The following is a 21,664-nucleotide window of genomic DNA, read 5'->3' on the forward strand; positions in this document are numbered from 1 at the left end:
CGGCTCTCATCCGTAAAGTCGGCATCATGGGACGCGGGAAACTACGGGTATATCTCGGTGCCACACACCTGGTAGCGCGCGGACCGTCCACCGGTGCGAGCCGGCGCGCGGATCGGGTCGGCGTTGGCTCGATGTACGGCTGCACCGCGGAAAGGTTGGTGACGTGACTTCCGACGACCGAACCCCGCAACGGGCCACGCTCGGCACGTGGCCGACCCCGCTCGAGCCCATGCCGCGGCTGGCCGGTGCACTCGGCCTCAACCCCGACGACCTGTCGGTCAAACGCGACGACCTCACCGGCCTGGGCGGCGGCGGCAACAAGATCCGCAAACTTGAGTGGATCTGCGGCGCCGCACTGGCCGACGGCGCGACGACCCTGGTGACCAGCGGTGCGCCGCAGAGCAACCACGCGCGGCTGACCGCCGCCGCCGGCGCCCGGCTGGGGCTCGACGTCGTACTCGTGCTCGCCGGCTCACCCGGGTCGTCGGCGTCCGGGAACCTCGCCCTCAACGGGCTCTTCGGTGCGACGGTTGTGTGGGCCGGTGACGTCGGAGGCGAGGCTCTCCGCTCCGCCGCCGAGCAGGTGGCGGAGCAGCTGCGACATCGCGGCGCTGTCCCGGCGCTCATCCCCTTCGGTGGTTCGAGCGTGCTCGGTGCGCGTGGGTATGTCGAATGCGGTCGCGAACTCCTCGCTCAGGCCCCTGACTTGGCGACTGTCGTCGTCGCGGTCGGCTCCGGTGGCACCATGGCAGGCCTGGTCGACGTGCTGGGTCCCGCGCGCGTCCTCGGCGTTCACTGCGGTGCCGTCGGCGACCCTGCCCGGACCGTGTCCGAACTGGCCTCCGGCCTGTCCGGCACGCACTGCGCGCCGGAGGCGCTCAGGCTCCGGCTCGACCAGGTCGGCGACGGTTACGGTGCTTTGACCGAGCGGGTCATGGCCGCCATGACGCTGGCCGCACACACCGAAGGCATCGTGCTCGACCCGGTCTACACCGGACGCGCGATGGCCGGCCTGATCGCCGCAACCGAAGCCGGCGACATCGTCCCAGGACAGCGCACGATCCTTCTGCACTCGGGCGGTCTTCCCGGGCTCTTCGGCCACCCGGCCACGCTCGCGCGGGCAGCAGCCGCGCTCACCGCCGGAGGTTAGTGCGTCCGCCCGGGCCCGTCGGCCGCGATTACCTGCTCCGGGCGGCCGCTGTGGGATCAATTGCTCCATATGTACGCAGCGGTGGGGAATCCTAACGAGTTCGATGTGCCTGTCCCCCTATCGGAGTCGTGCTGCTGCGCAGGTGCCGCGGCTTACGCTCGCGCCGTGTTCAACGTGACAGCAGTTCTCAAACGGCTGGTCATCGGCCGCGCCATGCGCAGTGAGGAGCTGGGCGGGACGCTGCTGCCCAAGCGTCTCGCCCTGCCGATCTTCGCTTCCGACCCGCTGTCCTCGGTGGCCTACGCCACCCAGGAGATCCTGCTGGTGCTCACCCTTGGCGGGCTGGCCTATCTGCATTTCACGCCGTGGATCGCGGCCGCGGTCGTCGCGCTGATGACGGTGGTGGTGCTCTCCTACCGCCAGGTCGTGTACGCCTACCCGAGCGGCGGCGGATCGTACGAAGTCGCCTCGACGAACCTGGGCCCCTCCGCCGGTCTGGTGGTCGCCGCCTCGCTGCTCGTCGACTATGTGATGACCGTGGCCGTCTCGGTCGCCTCCGGAGTCGACAACGTCATTTCGGCCGTGCCCGCCCTGGTCGACTACCGGGTTGTGATGGCGCTGGTCTTCGTGGCCGTCCTGACCGCGATGAACCTGCGCGGGGTGCGCGAATCCGGCCAGGCATTCGCCACCCCGACGTATCTGTTCATCGGCGGGGTGCTGATCATGGTCGGCACGGGCCTGTTCCGCTACCTGCTCGGCGACGCACCGGTGGCCGAGAGCGCCGCGTACGGCATCAAGCCGCAGCCCGGGGACGCGAGCCTGACCGGGCTGGCCCTGACGATGCTGGTCCTGCGTGCCTTCTCCAGTGGCTGTACCGCACTGACCGGTGTGGAGGCGATCTCCAACGGTGTGCCGGCGTTCCGCAAGCCCAAGTCGAAGAACGCGGCGGCCACCCTGGCCGCGATGGGCATCATCGCCATCACCATGTTCGTTGGCGTCACCACGCTCGCCATCGTCGCCAAGGTGCACATCACCGACGACGCCTGCCGGCTCACCGGTCTGACCGGCGACTGCTCCTCGTACACCCAGCGCACCGTCATCGCCCAGCTCGCCGCCGCCGTCTTCGGCGGCGAGAACAGCGTCGGCTTCTACTTCCTCCAGGCCGCCACTGCCCTGGTCCTGATCCTCGCCGCGAACACCGCCTTCAACGGCTTCCCGCTGCTCGCCTCGATCCTTGCCCAGCACCGCTATCTGCCGCGCCAGCTCCACAACCGCGGCGACCGGCTCGCCTTCTCCAACGGCATCCTCGCCCTGGCCGTCGTGGCCGGTGTGCTGCTGTGGGCGTACAAGGCGAATGTCACCAGCCTCATCCACCTCTACATCCTGGGCGTGTTCACCTCCTTCACACTCTCCCAGACGGGCATGGTCCGGCACTGGAACCGTGAGCTGCGCACCGAGATCGACCCGGTGCTACGCCGCCGCCACCACGTCGCCCGTGTCATCAACGCCACCGGCGCGGTCACGACCTTCCTGGTCCTGGTCATCGTGCTGGCCACCAAGTTCACTCAGGGGGCCTGGCTGGCAGTGCTCGCCGCGATCGTGCTCTGGGTGATGATGCGGGGCATCCGCCGTCACTACGACGCCGTCGCGGCGGAAATGGCGGTCACCGACCCGCGAAGCGAGATGATGCCGCCTTCCCGCGTACTGGCCATCGTGCTGGTTTCCACCATCCACAAGCCCACCCTGCGAGCACTGGCCTACGCCCGCGCCTTCAGGCCCGACCATCTGGAAGCACTCACCGTCGCGGTCGACCGCGACGCGGCTCTCGAGCTCCAACGGCAGTGGGAGAACTACGAGATCCCGGTGCCGCTCAAGGTCCTCGACTCCCCGTACCGCGAGATCACCAGATCCGTCCTGGAGTACGTGCGCTCGATCCGGCGCGACAGTCCGCGGGACGTCGTCGCGGTCTTCATCCCCGAGTACGTCGTGGGTCACTGGTGGGAGAACCTGCTGCACAACCAGTCCGCGCTGTGGCTCAAGAGCCGCCTGCTCTTCACCCCTGGGGTCATGGTGACCAGCGTCCCCTGGCAGCTCACCTCCTCCGCCCGAGCCGACCACCCCGCCGCCCGTGCCCCCGGCTCCGTCCGCCGCGGTGAACCCACCACGCCCGACCAGAGCGAAGACGTCAGCACGCATCAGTAGCCGGTCAGGCTTCAGCTGCGCGACCTTCGTCGCTGCCGCGTACGACGAAAGTGGGCCGTGCACAGCGGGGTTGGCTGCTTAGGGTTCGGGCGTGGATGCGTCATCGAAGTTCCGGGCGGGCTGGCAGTGGCTGGCGGCGCCCGAGTTGTGGTCGCGGCGACGGACCGCCGGCGAGGCGGTGCTCGCGCTGGTGCTCGGCCTCATGGCGGCAGGGACCGAGGAACTGCTGGGCGGCGAAGGGCTGCAGCTGCTCGCCGTGGGGGCGGCGGCCGCGGTGCTGTCGCTGCTGCGACGGCGGATGCCCGCGCCGGTGCTGCTGGTGGCGGCTGCGCTGGGGCCGATTCTGAGCGGTTTCGCCGCGCTGCTGATGGTCGTGGGGTGGTCGGCCGGTCGCAGGATCGTGGGCGCCGGGCGGACGCTGGCGGCGTTCACCGTCGCGTACGTCTTCTGTGTCGCCTCCACGCTCCTGGACGTCTGGTCGCAGCAGGCACCCATGAGCTTCGTCCTGTTCACCACTCTGTACTTTCTGGCGACGACGGTTGTGCCGGGTCTGGCCAGCCGGTACTGGACGCAGCGCAGGACCCTGCTGCATGCGCTGCAGGAGCGCAATGCCCAACTGCTGCGTGAACACGCGATGGTGGCGGGGCAGGCGCGGCTTCGTGAGCGGCAGCGGATCGCGCAGGACATGCACGACAGCCTCGGCCACCAACTGGCGCTGATATCCGTGCACACAGGGGCGCTCGAGGTGGACCGCGAGCTGACGCCCAGGCAGCGGGAGGCGGTCGGGGTGCTGCGGGGCGCCTCGGTGACCGCGATGCACGAGCTGCGTGAGGTGGTCGGAATTCTGCGGGACGGGGTCGAGGGGCCCGCGCCGGTGGACGAGCCGGGGCGGTCCGCGCGCGGAACAGCCGGGATCGAGGGGCTCGTCGGGGCGGCGCGGGTGGCGGGGAACACCGTGAAGCTGCGGCGTACTGGCGAGGTGCGGCCGCTTGCCGCGGCGGCCGATCATGCGGCGTACCGCATCGTGCAGGAGGCGCTGACCAATGCGTACAAGCACGCTCCCGGCGCGCCGATCGGTGTGGAGCTGCGGTACGAGCCCGACTCGTTCGTCGTCGAGATCGTCAATGGGGCTTCTGGGGGCGTGACGCAGGGCGAGGTGGTGAGCGGCGGACAGGGGCTGACCGGACTTCGTGAGCGGGCGCGGCTGGTCGGCGGCATGGTGCATACGGCGCCGGCGGACGGCGGGGGCTTCCGGGTGGCGGGGGTGCTGCCCTACGGGGTGGTGGAGGCGGCGCCGTTCGTCGCCGCGGAGGACGACTTCCGTCAGCAGTCGCCGAAGGCCGCGCTCGGGAACGGTGCTCCGGTCATGGACTGGACCGTCTCCGAGCGGGAGCAGGCGATGGGCGGCCGCGACCGGAGCGGCGGGTGGGCACTGGGCTGCGGAATCGCGCTGGCGGCTGTGCTGGTGCTGGCGGCGGCGGGTGTCTTCGGGCTGTTCTTCCTGGTGAGCTCCGTGAACAAGGGGATGATCGACCCGGGAGAGTACGAGCGAGTGCAGATCGGGGCGGACGAGGACGAGGTCCGCGACCGGCTGCCGAGCGGGGACACGATCACGACGACCGGGCTGGCCGGAACGGGTCCGAGGGAGCCCGAGGGTTCTGAGTGCCTGGTGCTGATGTCCTCCGAGGTGGGGCACAACATCGACACCGAGCCGGTGTTCCGGTTCTGCTTCAAGGGCGGCAAGCTGATCGAGAAGAAGGCCTATGAGGCCAGCCGGTAGGCGCAGCGAGGTGCGGGGTGGAAGTGGGGGTGGCTGTGACGGGGTCGCTGATCCGGGTCGTCATCGCCGATGACGAGCCGCTGATAAGGGCCGGGATCCGGATGATCCTCACCTCGGACCGCGAGATCGAGGTCGTTGCCGAGGCGGCGAACGGCCGTGAGGCGATTGACCTGGCCCTTTCGCACAGCGCCGATGTGGTGCTGCTCGACATCCAGATGCCGGTGATGGACGGGCTCACCGCCTTGGGGGAGCTGCGCAGGTCTCTCCCAGCGGCGCGGGCCATCGTACTGACGACCTTCGGCGAGCGGGAGAACGTACTGCGAGCGCTGGAGGGCGGGGGCGCGGGGTTTCTGCTGAAGGACACGGCGCCCGCGGAACTGATCCGAGCGGTGCGGGCGGCCGCCGCGGGCGATGCGTATCTCTCTCCCGGCGCGACCCGGCATGTGGTGGACCAGCTGTCCTCGGGGCGGGCGGCGGCGCGCGGTGAGGAGGCACGGGCACGGGTCGCAGGGCTGAGTGGGCGCGAGCGGGAGGTGCTGGCGCTGCTTGGGGAGGGGCTGTCCAACGCGGACGCCGGTCGGCGGCTGCATATGAGCGAGGCGACGGTGAAGACGTATGTGAGCCGGATCCTGGCGAAGCTCGAGTGTGAGAACCGGGTGCAGGCGGCGCTGCTGGCGCGCGACGCGGGGCTGTGAGCGCTGGGTCGCGACGCGCTACGGGGCGGTGACCCACGGATGCTGATCGCCGGACGCTGATCGGGCGGTCCGTGAGCGACGTTTCACGTGGAACATCCGTGCTGGCTGCTTCACGTGAAACGCCCGCGAGGTGTCTCGGTTCGTCCCCCGCGGGCGCTCGTGTCCGGTGCGCGCGATCAGGCGGCGAGGCGCGCGGCCAGCTCCTTGCCCTTCTGGGTGGCCTCGTCCAGTGCCTTGGTGCGGGAGGCGTCGGCGAGCGGGATGAGCTCGGCCATTTCCGGCCTGGAGTGAGCCATCGTCAGCTCGGGGACGATGAAGTCGACCTCGGCGCCGAGCATGCCGGTGAACACCTTCTCCAGGTAGTTCTGGACGAACTCGAAGTCCTCGCGCGGGGTGCCGGGGGCGTAGGAGCCGCCGCGGCTGGCGACGACGGTCACCGGGGTGCCGGCCACCGGGCCGTCGGGGACGCTCGCGTTGTGACCGACGACGATCACCTGGTCCAGCCATGCCTTGAGGGTCGAGGGGATCGTGAAGTTGTACATCGGTGCGCCGATCAGCACGGCGTCTGCCGCTTCGAGCTCGGCGGCGAGCTCGGCGCGCAGGGGGTTGTCGATGCCTGCGGAGACGGCGGCGATGTCCAGATGGGGCAGGGGGGCGGCGGCGAGGTCGCGGTAGACGACCGTGCCTTCGGGGTGCTGCTCCTGCCAGGCCTGGACGAACGCCGTGGTGATGTCGCGGGAGGCCGAGCCCTGGGGGAAGACGGCAGAGTCGAGATGCAGCAGCGTGGCCATGAGGTGCTCCAGGGAGAGTTGCGGGGGTGCTAAAAATCCGTATGCAGCTATGGATAGCTCGGCAAGCGCTGGACCGGGCCGATCGTCTCGGTGCTGATGCAGCACGCGGTGCATTTCGCCGAGTTGAGGCGAGCCATTCCGGGCATCAGCGAGCGCATGCTCTCTGACCGGCTGGCCGAGCTGGGCGCGGCGGGGCTGGTGGTGCGAGAGGTCGACGAAGGGCCGCCGCTGAGGGTCGCCTACCGGCTGACCGAGGCCGGGGCCGCGATGGAGCCCGCGCTCAAAGAGCTGGCGCTGTGGGCGGAGACGTATCTGGGACACAGCGACGCGAACGGCTGCTGAGCCCGATCGGGGCCGCTCCGTTATCCACGTTATCCACAGGGGGAGACGGTTGTGACCGGCAGCGGTACGGTCTCTGGTAGTTGATGTTGAAGTCTTACAACGGGGAGGCACCGCGTCATGAGCGAGGCTGGGACGGTGACGCCGGTGCAGCGACCGGAGTCGGGCGGTGGCGGGGCAGATTCCAGCCACGGGCGCATTCCTGTGGTGGCCGGCTTTGCGCGGCGCACGGCGGACGGGACGGCCGGCGCCCCCGGTACCGCGCGGTCACCGAAGGCGGAGGGCAAGGCCCTTCGGGACAGGATCCCGCGGTCCTCGCACGACTCGCTGGTGCTCGCCGTGGAGCGGCCCGGTGCGGTCCAGGCCGTCGAGGAGTCGAGCCGGGGCCGGGTGCCGGAGCTCACACCGATACGGGTGGGCCGGATGACCGCCACCCCCTTCGCCTTTCTGCGCGGTTCGGCCGGGCTGATGGCCCACGACCTGGTGGGCACTCCGGTCACTGGGGTGGGCGCGCAGATCTGCGGTGATGCGCACGCGGCGAACTTCGGGCTGTACGGCGACGCGCGCGGCCGCCTCGTGATGGATCTGAACGACTTCGACGAGACCGTCGTCGGCCCGTGGGAGTGGGACCTCAAGCGGCTCGCGGTCTCACTCGTGCTGGCAGGGCGTGTGGCAGGCGCGGACGAAACCGTCTGCCGGGCGGCCGCGTTCGACACCGTTGGGGCGTACCGGCGCACCATGCGGCTGCTGGCGAAGCTGCCGTCGCTGGACGCGTGGAATGCCATCGCCGACGAGGAGCTGGTCTCCCACACGGACGCGCGGGATCTGCTCGGCACCCTGGAGCGGGTCTCGGCGAAGGCTCGGAACAACACGAGTGCGCGCTTCGCCGCCAAGGCGACGGAGGAGTGCGGCGACGGCGGACGGCGCTTCGTGGATGCGCCGCCGGTGCTGCGGCGGGTACCGGACGCGGAGGCGGCAGCCGTTGCCTCCGCACTCGCGGAGTACCTGGCCACCGTGTCGGAGGACCGGCTGCCGCTGCTCGCGCGCTACGCGATCCATGACGTGGCGTTCCGGGTGGTGGGGACCGGGAGCGTCGGCACCAGGTCGTACGTGGTGCTGCTGCTCGACCACCGGGGCGAAGCGCTGGTGCTCCAGGTGAAGGAGGCGCGGGCCTCGGCGCTGGTGCCCCATCTGCCGGCCGCCGGGTTCGCGGTCGCGGATGCGGAGCACGAGGGGCGCCGGGTGGTGCTCGGGCAGAAGCGGATGCAGGTGGTCAGCGACATCCTGCTGGGCTGGACGACGGTGGACGGACGGCCGTTCCAGGTGCGGCAGTTCAGGAACCGCAAGGGCAGTGTGGACCCGGCGGCGCTCGCGCCGGACCAGGTCGACGACTACGGACGGATGACAGGCGCGCTGCTGGCCAGAGCGCATGCGCACAGCGCCGACCCGCGGCTGATCGCCGGGTACTGCGGCAAGAACGAGGAGCTCGACGAGGCGGTCGCCGGCTTCGCCATAACCTACGCGGACCGTACGGAAGCGGACCACGAGGAGCTTCTGGCAGCGGTCAAGAACGGTCGGATAGCCGCTGAGCTGGGGGTGTGACGGGGGGCTCCGCCGCGCCCGTAGGCTGGACGGGTGACCGAGGATGCATCCGGGGGGCCGACGACCCGGAATGACGAAGAGCAGGACGCGCAGACGCGGCCCGAGGCCCGGCTGGACAAGGCGGTGCGCGCGGCCGAGCAGGCGTTGATCGAGTTCGAGATCGCACTGGAGACGTTCCGGGTCGAAGTGGAGAACTTCTCCCGACTGCATCACCAGAAGCTCGGTCCGATGTATGCGCGCCTGGACGAGCTGGAAGCCCAGATCGCGGAGGCCCGGGCCGCAGCCACCGGCGACCCGGAGGATCTGCGCAAGGCACAGGAAGCGCGGGCCATGGTGATGCCCATGCCCGGGGTCGACGAGCTCTTCCACGACTGGATGGACTCCGACGGCCTGTCCCCCGAGGCAGCCGCGATGCTGAACGACCAGCCCGTACGGGCGCCGAAGCGGGTGCGGCCGAGCGAGGAGGCCCGCAAGCTCTACCGTGAGCTGGCGCGCAAGGCGCATCCGGACCTGGCCCAGGACGAGACGGAGCGGGCGCGGCGTGATGAGTTCATCACGCGGGTGAACGCCGCGTACGCGCTCGGGGACGCGGCCATGCTGCGGGAGCTGGCCGAGGAGTGGGCGGCCGGGCCCGTGCCTCCTGAGCAGCAGCTCAGTGAGAGCGAGGAGCTCTATGCCCGGCTCGAGTGGCTGTCGCAGCGCAAGGAGCTGCTGACCGTGGTGGCCCGGGAGCTGGAGGAGAGTGCGATCGGCGCGATGCTGCGGATGGCGCCCGACGACCCGGACCGGCTGCTGGAGGAGATCGCCGAGCAGTTGCTTGCCCAGGTCGCCGAGCGTGAGGCGGAACTGTCCGGAATGGTGCAGTAGGTTGCCTGAGGCTTTTCAGAAAGCCTCAGAACCCTGCTGCGAACGCACGAGAGAAGGCATGACCCATGAATTTCGCCCCACTGCCCTCGGTGGACGTCGCGGCGGTACCTTCCGGCGGCCTGGTGCTGGATGTCCGGGAGAACGACGAATGGGCGTCCGGGCATGTCGAGGGCGCGCTGCACGTCCCGATGAGCGACTTCGTGGCCCGCTTCGGTGAAGTGACCGAGGCAGTGGCCGATGGCGGCCGGGCGTACGTGATGTGCCGCGTCGGCGGCCGGTCCGCGCAGGTCACGCAGTATCTGGTGCAGCAGGGCATCGACGCCGTGAACATCGACGGCGGCATGCTCGCCTGGGAGGGCGCCGGGCGTCCGATGGTCACTGACAACGGCGGCCCGGCCTCCGTCCTCTGAGGCTTTGCCGGCCGTGCGCGGGCGATCTGCTAGCCGAGGGGATGGGCGGCCAGCAGATCGCCGAGGGCCTCCTCATGGGCCGCGGCCGGACCGAGTGAGAGCTCGAGCTGCTTGGCCCACGCGTGGTAGCGGTGCAGCGGATAGTCGGTGTCCGCGCCGAAGCCTCCGTGTAGATGCTGTGCGGTCTGGACGACGCGGCGTACACCCTCCGAGGCCCAGATCTTCGCCACCGCGACATCGCCGGCCACAGGCAGCGGACCGCCGACCCCAGGGTCACGGGGCGACGGCGCCAGTCTCCAGGCCGCCTGCCAGAGGGTCGCTTCCATCGCGCGGAGATCGATATAGCGGTCGGCTGCCTGGACCGCGACGGCCTGGAACGTCGCGACCGGGAAGCCGAACTGCTCGCGTTTGCCGGTGTATGCACTCGTCATGGAGAGCACGCCCTCGCCGAGTCCGAGCGCGAGTGCGCAGGTCCCGATGGCGAGGAGCTGGCGCAGCCAGTCCCAGGCGCCCTCGGCGTCGATCAGTTCGCTGCTGTCGATCCGCACGGAGTCCAGGCTGACCTCGGCGAAGCGCTCGCCGCTGGTGGAGATCTGCTCGGCGAGAGCGATACCTTCCCGGTTCCGGGGGACCAGGGCGAACACGGCACGCCCATCATCGGTGTGTGCCGGCACGGCGATCCGGTCCGCGCACTGCGCCCAGGGCACGCCTGTCTGCACGCCTTCGAGTACCCAGCCGTCCCTGTGCTCGCTGTCCGGGCGTGCGGTGACGGCGAGCTCGGCGGGGTCATGGCCGGTGCGGCCGTTGGCGCCGACGGTCAGCACCAGCTCGCCGCGGCCGATCCGGGGAAGGATTTCGTCGCTCAACTCCGGCCTGCCGTAACGCTCAACGGCCATGGCGACCGCGCTCGTCTCCAGCAACGGCACCCGTGCCAGCACCTTCGCGGACTCGCGCAGTACCAGGCAGAGCGCTATGGGGTTGAGCCCGGCCCCGCCGTGGTCCGGCGACAGAACCAGACTCAGCAGATCGGTGTCCGCGAGCTTGGCCCACAGAGGCCTGTCGAACTCCTCGGCCACCGCGCCCGGAGTGAGCGCGGGGCTCGGCACTCCGTCCGGCGCGACGCCTGAGAAGACCGCCTTCGCTGCCTCGACGGCCGCCTGCTGCTCCTCGGTGAAGGTGAAGTCCACTGCCTGTCCTCCCACGCACCGGCGCTGCCCGAATCACTGCCTGACGGACCGTCAAGATAGAACACGTTCTTGAAAAAGAACACAGCCCTGTAAGGAACATGGCCCGAAAGGAACGACAGCGAGGTCGGAGGCTCAGTGGCGGTCGGTCGTCGTCAGCGGTCGAAGTCCAACTCCACCTCCGGCGTGGCCGGATGGGACTGGCAGGCCAGTACATAGCCCGCGTCGGTCTCCTCCGGCTCCAGCGCGAAGTTGCGGTCCATGCGTACCTCGCCCGAAACCAGGAAGGCCCTGCAAGTGCCGCAGACCCCGCCCTTGCACGCGTACGGAGCGTCCGAGCGGCTGCGCAGCACTGTCTCCAGCAGCGATTCGCCTTCCTGTACCGGCCACTTGCCGGACCGGCCGTCGAGGGTCGCGGTGAGTGAGGCGTGGGCCGGGGCGGTCACCGACGCCGAAGCGCGCGCGGAGCCGTCGTCGACATGGAAGATCTCCTCGTGGATACGGCTGCGGTCCACGCCGAGCCCGCGCAGCGCGCGCTCGGCGCCCTGGACCAGGCCGAAGGGGCCGCACAGGAACCAGCCGTCCACGTCCGCCACCGGAAGCAGAGCCGGCAGCAGTCCGGTCAGCCGCTCCTGGTCGAGCCGTCCGGACGGCAGACCTGACTGCTGTTCCTCCCGGGAGAGCACAGTGACCAGCTGGAAGCGGTCCGGGAAGCGGTCCTTCAGATCGGCGACCTCATCCAGGAACATCGTCGACGCCGCGGTACGGTCGCTGCGTATCAGACAGAACCGGGCCTCAGGTTCCCGCGCCAGCACGGTCGCCGCCATCGACAGCACGGGGGTGATGCCGCTGCCGCCGACGACCGCTGCGAAGTGCCCGGGACGCGGCGCGAGGAGGAACCGGCCCATCGGAGGCATCACCTCGACGGTGTCGCCCACGGCGAGCTCCTTCAGCGCATATGTCGAGAACTCGCCACCGTCGACCAGCCGGATGCCCACGCGCAGTACCGGGTCACTGCCGGCCGGGGCGGCCGGAGCGCAGATGGAGTACGTACGACGGATCTCCTGGCCCTGCACGAGTCGGCGCAGGGCGAGATGCTGACCGGGGGTGTGGCGGAAGGCCTCCCGCAGCTGGGGCGGCACCTGGAGGGTGACGGCGACCGAGTCGTCCGTGAGCTGTTCGACCTCGCTGACCCGGAGCGAATGGAACATCTACAACTCCTTGAAGTGGTCGAAGGGTTCGCGGCAGGCGACGCAGCGGCGCAGTGCCTTGCAGGCGGTGGAGGAGAACCTGCTGAGCAGCTCGGTGTCGGTCGATCCGCATTGCGGGCAGCGCACGGAGAGGGTGAGCGGCACCGGTCCCTCCGCCGCGTGTGAGCGGGGCGGGGCTATTCCGAACTCGGCGAGCTTGCGCCGTCCTTCCTCGCTGATGTCGTCCGTCGACCAGGCCGGGGAGAGGACCTTGATCACCGAGACGTCCGGTATCCCGTGATCGTGCAGAACCTGCTCGATGTCCGAGGTCATGGCCTCGATCGCCGGGCAGCCGGTGTACGTGGGGGTCAGCTCGACCTCTACCCTGCCGGGTCCGAGGATCTGGACTCCGCGGAGCACACCGAGCTCCTCCAGCGTCAGCACCGGCAGCTCCGGGTCGGGCACGGAACCCGCGAGCCTGCGCAGTTCGGCCTCGAGTCGCGTATCGGTCCCGGTCGGGGTCCTGCTTGTCGTCCCGGTCGAGGCTCCTGCCACGGACTCAGCTGTCATCATCTCGGTCACCATGACGCCCCCGGATGGCTTCGGTGCAGATGCTGCATCTCGGCAAGCATCCGCCCGAAGGACTCGGTGTGCAGACCCTGTCGTCCGGCGCCCGCCGCCCATCCGCCGGACCGCGGCCCGCCGGGCACGGTCAGTGTCGCCCGCTCCAGGACCGCGGTGACGGTCTCGAGCCAGTTGTCCTGCAACGACTGCCAGTCGATGTCCAGCCCGTCGACCGGCTGGAACATCTCGCCGGTGAACCGCCACAGCGCGTCGCACGCCCGCTGCATCCGCTCATGGCTCTCGTCCGTGCCGTCACCGAGCCGCTCGGTCCAGTGCTCGGCGTGGTCCTGGTGGTACGCGACTTCCTTGACCGCCTTCGCCGCGAGCCCGGCGAACTCACTGTCCCCGGCCGCCAGCCGTCCGTACAGCAAGCGCTGGTAGACGGAGAAGTAGAGCTGGCGGGCGATCGTGTGCGCGAAGTCGCCGTTCGGCTGCTCGACCAGCTCGAGATTGCGGAAGGCCCGCTCCTCGCGCAGATACGCCAGCTCGTCCTCGTCACCGACGAGAGAGAGCAGCACCCGTGCCTGGCCCAGCAGGTCCAGCGCGATATTGGCGAGGGCGACCTCCTCCTCCAGCACGGGCGCATGGCCCGCCCACTCCCCCAGCCGGTGCGAAAGCACCAGCGCATCGTCGCCGAGAGCGAGTGCCGCGGCATTCACCGTCGTGGTCACAGGTGCTTCACCCCTTCCGGAATCTCGTAGAAGGTCGGATGCCGGTAGGGCTTGTCGCCGGCAGGCTCGAAGAAGGAGTCCTTCTCGTCCGGCGAAGAGGCGGTGATCTCCGTGGAGGGCACCACCCAGATCGAGACGCCTTCGTTCCGCCGGGTGTAGAGGTCGCGGGCGTTGCGCAGGGCCATCTCGGCGTCCGGGGCGTGCAGGCTTCCCGCGTGGGTGTGGGACAGCCCTCGGCGCGAGCGCACAAAGACCTCCCACAGCGGCCAGTCGGTCGAGCTGCTCATGCTGTCGCCTCCCCGGGCTTCACGTGCTGTGCTTGGTGCTTCGTGGCGTACGCAGCGGCCGCGTCCCGGACCCAGGCGCCCTCTTCGTGCGCCTGACGGCGCTGGGTGATCCGCTGCTCGTTGCAGGGGCCGTTGCCTTTGAGGACTTCCTGGAACTCGGACCAGTCGATCGCGCCGAAGTCGTGGTGCCCCCGTTCCTCGTTCCACCGGAGATCGGGGTCGGGGAGGGTGAGGCCCAGGGCTTCGGCCTGCGGGACGCAGATGTCGACGAAGCGCTGGCGCAGCTCGTCATTGGAGTGCCGCTTGATCTTCCATGCCATGGACTGCGTCGAATGCGCCGACTCGTCGTCCGGCGGGCCGAACATCATCAGCGACGGCCACCACCAGCGGTCCACCGCGTCCTGCGCCATCTCGTGCTGCGCGGGCGTCCCGCGGGAGAGGCTGAGCAGCAGCTCGTACCCCTGCCGCTGGTGGAAGGACTCCTCCTTGCAGATCCGGACCATGGCGCGGGCGTACGGGCCGTAGGAGCAGCGACAGAGCGGCACCTGGTTGGTGATTGCCGCGCCGTCCACCAGCCAGCCGATAGCGCCGACATCGGCCCAGGTCAGCGTGGGGTAGTTGAAGATCGAGGAGTACCTCTGGCGGCCGGCGTGGAGCTTGTCGAGCAGTTCCTCGCGGCTCGTGCCCAAAGTCTCGGCGGCGCTGTACAGGTACAGCCCGTGGCCGGCTTCGTCCTGCACCTTGGCCATCAGGATCGCCTTGCGGCGGAGCGAGGGCGCCCGCGTGATCCAGTTCGCCTCGGGCTGCATTCCGATGATCTCGGAGTGGGCGTGCTGCGCCATCTGGCGCACCAGCGTGGCCCGGTACGCGTCCGGCATCCAGTCGCGTGGCTCGATGCGCTCGTCGGCGGCCACGGCGGCGTCAAAAACCGCCTCGTACGTATCCGCAGTCACTGCCGTCATCCGGGCCCCTTACCGACCGATCGTTCGGTTCATTGACTTCAATGGTGAGTCGACGGCCCGTAGGGTGTCAACCCTGTGGATAACTGAGGTGGACCGATGGGGATCGGGGCGGGATGGACTCCTACGAGGACGAGGACGTCGAACGCGCCAGGAGTCTGAGCTCCCGGCCTCGGCCCGGCGACCCTCCCCAGCCTGCTGACCAGCCCGAATCCCAGCCCGAGACCGATTATCGGTCCGAGTCCGAGTCCGAGTCCCTGGGCGAGTCCGAGTCCCGGTCCGATCAACAGCCCCGGTCCGAATCCCGGTCCGAGCCCGCGCCTGCCACTGGCATGGCGGCGCTTTCCCTCCCCTACCAGGTGGCCGCCGCCGTCTCCCTCGCGATCGTCGGCGCCCTCGCCTGCGTCCACCTGGCCATGGTGTTTCTGCATGTCGCCCCTTCCAACACCGTGACCAAGCAGTACGGCGAGGCGGTCGACGGCTGGGTCTATCCCGAGTTCGAGCAGAACTGGAAGCTCTTCGCCCCCAACCCGCTCCAGCAGAACGTCGCCGTGCAGGTCAGGGCCGAGTACACCGTCTCCGACGGCAGCCGCAGGAGCAGCGACTGGATCGACCTCACCGCCGAGGACGCCGGAGCGATCCGCGGCAACCTCCTCCCCAGCCATGTCCAGCAGAACGAGCTGCGCCGGGGCTGGGACTTCTACGTCAATTCACACGACAACGACAACCGCCCCAACGGCCTGCGAGGCCAGCTCTCCGAGAGCTATGTCCGCCGCATCGTGATGCAGCGACTGGAGACGCACGATATGGGCGGTCCCGTCGAGCGCATCCAGCTCAGGTCTTCGACCCGCTCGGTCAAGGCCCCGCAGTGGAGTGACGAGAAGATAGACACCCGCCCCGTCCACCGGGTCCTCCCCTGGTGGACGGTGACCGCCGTGGATCTGCCCGGGGGAGTCCGTAACGGTCGTACGGAGGCGGGGACGTGAATCACACAGTCGACGGCAGGGTCGCCCGCACCGTCCAGCGCGTCACCTCCACCGCACTCGGCCCGTACCAGAGCGCGACGATACGGATCGGCTTCGCCGCCGGCTGGCTGCTCTTCCTCCTGCGCGAGCTGCCCAACCGGCACGAGATGTACGGGCCCGACAGTCCGTGGAGCTGGGAGATGTCGCGGCAGCTCATCGCGGGCAATGACTCTTTCACCGCGCTCATGTGGTCGGACAGCACCCTCTGGTTCGAGATCGTGTACGGCGTCGCCGTGCTGTCCAGCCTGCTGCTCATACTGGGCTGGCGTACCCGCACCATGTCCGTACTCTTCATGATCGGCGTTCTGTCACTGCAGAACCGCTCCATCTTCATGGGCGACGGCGGCGACAACGTCATCCATCTGATGGCGATCTATCTGGTCCTGACGCGTTGCGGACAAGTCTGGTCCCTGGACGCGCGCCGGGCGGCGCGGGCCGCGGCCGTCGCTGTCCCCGGCCTGCCACCTCGCGACCGGGTCGGGCCCGTGCTCTGGGTGGTGCTGGGATTCGGCCTGGTCAGCGCCACTTTTCTGAACCAGACCGGCTCCTTGATACTGCTGCTTCTCTGGGGACTGTGGGTGGCACAGGGGCTGTGGTGGATGGTGAGCCGGTACGCCCAGTACAGCGAGCCGCGCAGCCTGCTGGATGTTCTCGCCAACCTCGCGCACAACGCCGCGCTCGTCGTGATCATGGCCGAGGTCTGTCTGATCTATGCGACGGCCGGCTGGTACAAGATCCAGGGTTCGCGCTGGCAGGACGGCACTGCGCTCTACTACCCGCTCAAGCTCGATTACTTCACGCCGTGGCCTGCCCTCTCCGACCTGCTGGCCTCAGGCGGCGTGATGGTGATGGTCCTGACGTACGGCACGGTCATCGTGCAGGTCGCCTTCCCCTTCACTCTCTTCAACCGGCGCGTCAAGAACGTCCTGCTGGCGGCCATGATGATGGAGCACGCAGCGATCGCCGTGCTGCTCGGGCTGCCGTTCTTCTCGCTCGCGATGATCGCTGCCGACGCGGTCTTCCTGCCGACCGCCTTCCTGGTCTGGCTCGGCGGCCGGGCCGTGCGGGGGCGGGACCGGATGTTCTCGCGGGTGGATCCGGCGCCGCGGCAGCGGCGGGGAAGCCAGGAGCAGCCCCGTACGCTCGTCGGGTGAGTAGCACCGAGGAACCGATTCAGTACGACGAGGCCGCCTTCTTCCAGGGCAAGCAGAGCGTCCCGGCCGAGGTCGGCGTCGGGTCGCACCCGAGGCCGTGGCCGCAGGAGGCGCGGTACGACCCGGAGCTGCTGGCCGAGGGCGACCGGCGCAATGTGGTCGACGAGTACCGGTACTGGACGCGCGAGGCGATCGTCGCCGACCTGGACACACGGCGACACGACTTCCATGTGGCCGTGGAGAACTGGGGTCACGACTTCAACATCGGTTCCGTGGTGCGTACCGCCAACGCCTTCCTGGCGAAGGAGATCCACATCGTCGGCCGCCGGCGCTGGAACCGGCGCGGGGCCATGGTCACCGACCGGTACCAGCATGTGCGGCACCACCCGGACACCGAGTCACTGACCACCTGGGCTGCGGCCAAGGGTCTGCCGATCATCGGGATCGACAATCTGCCGGGATCGGTGCCGCTGGAGCGGACCGAGCTGCCACGGCGGTGCGTGCTGCTCTTCGGGCAGGAGGGCCCCGGACTGACGGAGGAGGCGCGCAAGCACGCGGCGATGGTGTGCTCGATCGCGCAGTTCGGCTCGACCCGCTCGATCAACGCGGGTGCGGCGGCGGCAATCGCGATGCATGCGTGGGTGCAGCGGTACGCGGAGGTCCCGTCCCCGTAGGGGCATGTGTGAGCGGCGGCGAGGCCGTGCCCCGTACCCCGTCCTATGGGGCACGGCCTGTTCTACCGCCACATCCGCCGTCACGCCTGGCGGCGGACCTCCACCACACGGAATCGGTTCGAGACGAACGCACCGTCGCACAGTGCCGCGTTCGCCGCCGGGTTGCCGCCCGAGCCGTGGAAGTCGGAGAACGCCGCAGTCTGGTTGACGTACACCCCGCCCGTCAGATTCAGCGACAGCTGCGCCGACTCGTCCAGGCAGATGTCCTCGATCGCGCGCTCCGTCTCCGCCGAGGTGGTGTACGCGCCGACCGTCATCGCGCCCTTTTCGCGGATCGTGCGCCGAAGCAGCTCCAGCGCGTCCGCCGTCGAGTCCACGCCCACCGCGAACGACACCGGGCCGAAGCACTCCGACATGTACACCGCTTCGGCGTCGGGCTTGGCGCCGTCGAGCTTGACGACGACCGGCGTACGGACGACAGCGTCCGGGAAATCGGGGTTGGCGATCTTCCGTGACGGAAGAGCCACTTCACCCAGTCCGGAGGCCGCCTCCAGGCGCCCCTTCACATCGGGGTTGACCAGCGCACCCAGCAGGGCGTTAGCCCGCGCGTCGTCGCCGAGCAGACCGCCCACCGAGGCCGCGACATCGGCGACCACCTCGTCGTACGACTTGGGCCCGGCGTCCGTCGTGATGCCGTCCCTCGGGATGAGGAGGTTCTGCGGGGTGGTGCACATCTGGCCGCTGTACAGCGACAGCGAGAAGGCCAGGTTGGAGAGCATCCCCTTGTAGTTGTCGGTGGAGTCGATGACGACGGTGTTGACGCCGGCCTTCTCGGTGTAGACCTGGGCCTGGCGGGCATTGGCCTCCAGCCAGTCGCCGAAGCCGGTCGACCCCGTGTAGTCGATGATCTTGATCTCGGGGCGTACCGCGAGGGTCTTGGCGATCCCTTCGCCCGGAAGCTCGGCGGCCAGACAGACCAGGTTCGGATCGAAGCCCGCCTCGGAGAGCACCTCGCGGGCCACGCGCACCGTGAGCGCGAGCGGCAGAATCGCGCGGGGGTGCGGCTTGACCAGGACAGGGTTGCCGGTGGCCAGCGAGGCGAACAGCCCCGGGTAGCCGTTCCACGTGGGGAAGGTGTTGCAGCCGATCAGCAGGGAGATGCCGCGCCCCGCCGTGGTGAAGGTCTTCCGCAGCTCCAGCGGGTCGCGCTTGCCCTGCGGCTTGGACCACTCGGCGGCGGCCGGCGTGCGGGTCTGCTCCGCGTAGGCGTATGCGACGGCCTCCAGGCCGCGGTCCTGGGCGTGCGGGCCGCCCGCCTGGAACGCCATCATGAAGGCCTGGCCGCTGGTGTGCATCACCGCGTGCGCGAATTCATGGGTGCGGGCGCTGATGCGGGACAGGATCTCCACGCAGACCAGCGCCCGCGTCTCGGGGCCGGCCTCGCGCCAGGCGCCCATGCCCGCGCGCATCGCGGGCAGCAGAACATCCAGGTCCGGGTGCGGATACTCGATGCCCAACACCGGGCCGTACGGCGAGACTTCGCCGCCCGTCCAGCCGTCCGTGCCTGGCTGGTCCAGCTCGAAGCGGGAGTCGCGAAGGGCCTCGAAGGCCGCGAGTCCGTCGGCCGGCGCGGTGTCGCCGTAGGCCTTGGGGTGCTCGGGATGCGGGGACCAGTACGCGCGGGTGCGGATCGCCTCGAGGGCCTGGTCGAGCGTGGGCCGGTGGGTCTCGGTCAGCTGCATGAAGGACCAACTCCTCGTCGAGCTGGGCAGGGAAGGATTGACAGAGTTAGAGTAACCGAACGATCGGTCGGTACAAGGGGGCCTGTCAAACCTGTGGACAACTCATCGGGGAGGATCACTCCCATGACCGCCATCGAGCCCATCGACGCCATCGACGAGAGCCGTACCGTCGCCGTCGTCGGCGCCGGCACCATGGGGCAGGGCATCGCCCAGGTCGCCCTCGTTGCCGGACATCCCGTACGTCTCTACGACGCCGTTCCCGGACGGGCGGCCCAGGCCGCGGAAGCCATCGGCGCGCGCCTCGACCGGCTGGTCGAGAAGGGCCGGATGGACGCCGCCCAGCGCGACGCGGCTCGCGCGCGGCTGCATCCGGCCGCCGATCTTGCCGAGCTCGCCGACGCGGCGCTCGTCGTCGAGGCGGTTCTCGAGCAACTGGCGGTCAAGCAGGAGCTGTTCACGGCGCTGGAGAAGATCGTCGCGGACGACTGCCTGCTCGCCACCAACACCTCCTCACTCTCCGTCACGGCCGTCGCCGGCGCCCTGGAGCGCCCCGGCCGCTTCGTCGGACTGCACTTCTTCAATCCGGCACCCCTGCTCCCCCTCGTCGAGGTCGTCAGCGGCCATGCGACCGACGAGGAGACGGCCACGCGCGCGTGGGCGACGGCGGCGGCCTGGGGCAAGACCCCGGTGCGCTGTGCCGACACCCCTGGTTTCATCGTCAACCGCGTCGCCCGCCCCTTCTACGCGGAAGCCTTCGCGGTGTACGAGGAGCAGGGCGCCGATCCCGCCACCATCGACGCGGTGCTCAGAGAGTCCGGTGGCTTCAGAATGGGCCCCTTCGAGCTCACCGATCTGATCGGCCAGGACGTCAACGAGGCCGTCACACGTTCGGTCTGGGAGTCCTTCTTCCACAGCCCCAAGTTCCTCCCTTCCCTCACGCAGCGCCGTCTCGTCGAGGCGCGCCGTCTGGGCCGGAAGTCCGGCCACGGCTGGTTCTCGTACGCGGAAGGGGCGACGAAGCCCGCGCCGCACACCGCGGAGCCGGCGGACGCCCCCGAGTCCGTCGTGGTCGAGGGCGATCTGGGGGCCGCCGGTGAGCTGATAGCGATGATCAGCGACGCGGGCATCGTGGTGCGGCACGAGGACGAGGACAAGGGAACGCGGCTGTTGCTGCCCAGCGGAGGCCAGCTGGTCCTCGCCGACGGCCAGACATCCGCCGAATTCCGGGATGTCGTCTACTTCGATCTGGCACTCGACTACCGGTCCGCGACCCGGATCGCCCTGTCCGCCGCCGACAGCGTCCAGGAGCAGACGCTCAAACAGGCGACCGGCCTCTTCCAGGCGCTCGGCAAGCAGGTCAGCGTCATCGGTGACGTACCGGGCATGATCGTCGCCCGTACCGTCGCGATGCTCGGCGACCTGGCACTGGACGCGGTCGCCAAGGGGGTCGCGACCGCGGAGGACATCGACACGGCGATGCGCCTCGGGGTCAACTACCCCCTGGGACCGGTCGAATGGAATGCAAAGCTCGGACCGGACTGGGCGTGGGAACTGCTCGGCAACCTTCATGCGAGCGTGCCGACCGGACGCTACGCCCGGTCTCTCGCCCTCCATCAGTGGTCGTACGAGACCTCACAGGAGGACGCCTCATGACCACCGCCAAGCGCGACACCTACACCCCCGAGACGCTGCTGACCGTCGCCGTCCGGATCTTCAATGAGCGCGGGTACGACGGCACGTCCATGGAGCATCTCTCCAAGGCGGCCGGCATCTCGAAGTCCTCGATCTATCACCATGTCGCGGGCAAGGAGGAGCTCCTGCGCCGTGCGGTCAGCCGGGCGCTCGACTCGCTCTTCGCGATCCTCGACGAGCCGGGCGCCGTACGGGGACGGGCCATCGAGCGGGTCGAGTATGTGACCCGGCGCACCGTGGAGGTGCTGATGGCCGAGCTGCCCTATGTGACGCTGCTGCTGCGCGTACGGGGCAACACCAAGACCGAGCGGTGGGCGATGGAGCGGCGCCGCGAGTTCGACCAGCGGGTCGCCGACTTGCTCAAGGCGGCCGCGGCGGACGGCGACCTCCGCACGGACATGGACATCCGGCTGGCGACCCGACTGCTCTTCGGCATGGTGAACTCCCTGGTGGAGTGGTACCGGCCGCATGCGGGTGGCGGCTACGACGGCGACCAGGTCGCCGAGGCGGTCGTACGACTGGCCTTCGACGGGCTGCGGACGGACTCCTAGAGCCGGCCGGTGCCCAGTGCGCCGACCTGTGGCCGTGGCTCATTGTGCCGGCCGGCCCACTGAACCCGCCGGGTC

Annotated in this window: 20 protein-coding genes and 1 pseudogene; 13 read left to right on the forward strand and 8 right to left on the reverse strand. The window is 69.5% G+C overall.

Going from position 1 to position 21,664, the window contains the following annotated elements; all coding sequences use genetic code 11:
• Window positions 1-163 precede the first annotated feature (163 nt).
• The 4 genes from OG966_RS20515 (at window position 164) to OG966_RS20530 (ending at window position 5,827) form a co-directional block, all read left to right on the forward strand.
• Window positions 164-1,150 carry a D-cysteine desulfhydrase family protein gene (locus tag OG966_RS20515; RefSeq protein ID WP_326651192.1) on the forward strand — a complete coding sequence of 329 codons (987 nt, stop codon included), beginning with the start codon at window positions 164-166 and terminating at the stop codon, window positions 1,148-1,150.
• Window positions 1,151-1,315: 165 nt separating this feature from the next.
• Window positions 1,316-3,352, forward strand: a complete 2,037-nt coding sequence (locus OG966_RS20520) for an APC family permease (protein WP_326651193.1) — start codon at window positions 1,316-1,318, stop codon at window positions 3,350-3,352.
• Window positions 3,353-3,443: 91 nt separating this feature from the next.
• The gene (locus tag OG966_RS20525; protein WP_326651194.1) at window positions 3,444-5,132 is read left to right on the forward strand and encodes a sensor histidine kinase; all 1,689 of its coding nucleotides are present in this window, start codon (window positions 3,444-3,446) and stop codon (window positions 5,130-5,132) included.
• A 35-nt stretch (window positions 5,133-5,167) separates the two neighbouring features.
• Entirely contained in the window at window positions 5,168-5,827 is a 660-nt protein-coding gene (locus tag OG966_RS20530) for a response regulator transcription factor (RefSeq protein WP_326655293.1), read from the forward strand.
• 176 nt (window positions 5,828-6,003) lie between these two features.
• Here the strand turns inward: OG966_RS20530 and OG966_RS20535 are convergent, their stop codons facing one another.
• Window positions 6,004-6,618, reverse strand: a complete 615-nt coding sequence (locus OG966_RS20535; RefSeq protein WP_326651195.1) for an FMN-dependent NADH-azoreductase — start codon at window positions 6,616-6,618, stop codon at window positions 6,004-6,006.
• A gap of 60 nt (window positions 6,619-6,678) precedes the next feature.
• Between OG966_RS20535 and OG966_RS20540 the strand changes: the two are divergent.
• From OG966_RS20540 to OG966_RS20555, 4 genes and pseudogenes are all read left to right on the forward strand, one after another.
• Window positions 6,679-6,960 (forward strand): annotated as a pseudogene (locus tag OG966_RS20540) (winged helix-turn-helix transcriptional regulator); the annotation flags it as partial.
• 117 nt (window positions 6,961-7,077) lie between these two features.
• Entirely contained in the window at window positions 7,078-8,559 is a 1,482-nt protein-coding gene (locus tag OG966_RS20545) for a DUF2252 domain-containing protein (protein WP_326651196.1), read from the forward strand.
• A gap of 33 nt (window positions 8,560-8,592) precedes the next feature.
• Window positions 8,593-9,426, forward strand: a complete 834-nt coding sequence (locus OG966_RS20550) for a J domain-containing protein (protein ID WP_326651197.1) — start codon at window positions 8,593-8,595, stop codon at window positions 9,424-9,426.
• A 65-nt stretch (window positions 9,427-9,491) separates the two neighbouring features.
• Window positions 9,492-9,836, forward strand: a complete 345-nt coding sequence (locus OG966_RS20555) for a rhodanese-like domain-containing protein (RefSeq protein ID WP_326651198.1) — start codon at window positions 9,492-9,494, stop codon at window positions 9,834-9,836.
• 29 nt (window positions 9,837-9,865) lie between these two features.
• Here OG966_RS20555 and OG966_RS20560 read toward each other — a convergent pair whose 3' ends face one another.
• The 6 genes from OG966_RS20560 to paaA all read right to left on the reverse strand — a co-directional run bounded on the left by OG966_RS20560 (window position 9,866) and on the right by paaA (window position 14,754).
• Window positions 9,866-11,023: an acyl-CoA dehydrogenase family protein gene (locus OG966_RS20560; protein WP_326651199.1), complete on the reverse strand. Its 1,158-nt coding sequence runs from the start codon at window positions 11,021-11,023 to the stop codon at window positions 9,866-9,868.
• 152 nt (window positions 11,024-11,175) lie between these two features.
• Window positions 11,176-12,231 carry a 2Fe-2S iron-sulfur cluster-binding protein gene (locus OG966_RS20565; RefSeq protein ID WP_326651200.1) on the reverse strand — a complete coding sequence of 352 codons (1,056 nt, stop codon included), beginning with the start codon at window positions 12,229-12,231 and terminating at the stop codon, window positions 11,176-11,178.
• Window positions 12,232-12,780 (reverse strand): 1,2-phenylacetyl-CoA epoxidase subunit PaaD, encoded by a 549-nt coding sequence (gene paaD / locus OG966_RS20570; protein ID WP_326655295.1) that lies wholly within the window; start codon window positions 12,778-12,780, stop codon window positions 12,232-12,234. It abuts the gene before it with no gap.
• Between the two features lie 8 nt (window positions 12,781-12,788).
• Window positions 12,789-13,505 (reverse strand): 1,2-phenylacetyl-CoA epoxidase subunit PaaC, encoded by a 717-nt coding sequence (gene paaC / locus OG966_RS20575; protein ID WP_326651201.1) that lies wholly within the window; start codon window positions 13,503-13,505, stop codon window positions 12,789-12,791.
• Window positions 13,502-13,792 carry a 1,2-phenylacetyl-CoA epoxidase subunit PaaB gene (paaB, locus tag OG966_RS20580; RefSeq protein ID WP_326651202.1) on the reverse strand — a complete coding sequence of 97 codons (291 nt, stop codon included), beginning with the start codon at window positions 13,790-13,792 and terminating at the stop codon, window positions 13,502-13,504. Before paaB ends, paaC begins: the two co-directional genes overlap by 4 nt.
• Window positions 13,789-14,754 carry a 1,2-phenylacetyl-CoA epoxidase subunit PaaA gene (gene paaA, locus OG966_RS20585; protein WP_326651203.1) on the reverse strand — a complete coding sequence of 322 codons (966 nt, stop codon included), beginning with the start codon at window positions 14,752-14,754 and terminating at the stop codon, window positions 13,789-13,791. The genes paaB and paaA overlap by 4 nt, the downstream gene beginning before the upstream one ends.
• A gap of 329 nt (window positions 14,755-15,083) precedes the next feature.
• On the opposite strand from paaA, the gene OG966_RS20590 reads away from it, so the two are divergent.
• The 3 genes from OG966_RS20590 to OG966_RS20600 are packed head-to-tail and all read left to right on the forward strand — an operon-like array spanning window position 15,084 to window position 17,604.
• On the forward strand, window positions 15,084-15,737 hold the full coding sequence (locus OG966_RS20590) for a DUF5819 family protein (protein WP_406731421.1): 654 nt from the start codon (window positions 15,084-15,086) through the stop codon (window positions 15,735-15,737).
• Window positions 15,734-16,930: an HTTM domain-containing protein gene (locus tag OG966_RS20595; RefSeq protein ID WP_326651206.1), complete on the forward strand. Its 1,197-nt coding sequence runs from the start codon at window positions 15,734-15,736 to the stop codon at window positions 16,928-16,930. Before OG966_RS20590 ends, OG966_RS20595 begins: the two co-directional genes overlap by 4 nt.
• Window positions 16,927-17,604, forward strand: a complete 678-nt coding sequence (locus OG966_RS20600) for a TrmH family RNA methyltransferase (protein WP_442806728.1) — start codon at window positions 16,927-16,929, stop codon at window positions 17,602-17,604. Before OG966_RS20595 ends, OG966_RS20600 begins: the two co-directional genes overlap by 4 nt.
• A gap of 80 nt (window positions 17,605-17,684) precedes the next feature.
• On the opposite strand, the gene paaN is transcribed toward OG966_RS20600, so the two are convergent.
• Window positions 17,685-19,346 carry a phenylacetic acid degradation protein PaaN gene (gene paaN / locus OG966_RS20605; protein WP_326651207.1) on the reverse strand — a complete coding sequence of 554 codons (1,662 nt, stop codon included), beginning with the start codon at window positions 19,344-19,346 and terminating at the stop codon, window positions 17,685-17,687.
• A gap of 141 nt (window positions 19,347-19,487) precedes the next feature.
• Here paaN and OG966_RS20610 point away from each other — a divergent pair, with 141 nt between their 5' ends.
• Both OG966_RS20610 and OG966_RS20615 read left to right on the forward strand, forming a co-directional pair.
• On the forward strand, window positions 19,488-20,999 hold the full coding sequence (locus tag OG966_RS20610; protein WP_326655297.1) for a 3-hydroxyacyl-CoA dehydrogenase: 1,512 nt from the start codon (window positions 19,488-19,490) through the stop codon (window positions 20,997-20,999).
• Window positions 20,996-21,589, forward strand: a complete 594-nt coding sequence (locus OG966_RS20615) for a TetR/AcrR family transcriptional regulator (protein ID WP_326651208.1) — start codon at window positions 20,996-20,998, stop codon at window positions 21,587-21,589. Before OG966_RS20610 ends, OG966_RS20615 begins: the two co-directional genes overlap by 4 nt.
• Window positions 21,590-21,664 lie beyond the last annotated feature (75 nt).

Source organism: Streptomyces sp. NBC_01750 (genome assembly GCF_035918095.1).
Taxonomy (GTDB): domain Bacteria; phylum Actinomycetota; class Actinomycetes; order Streptomycetales; family Streptomycetaceae; genus Streptomyces.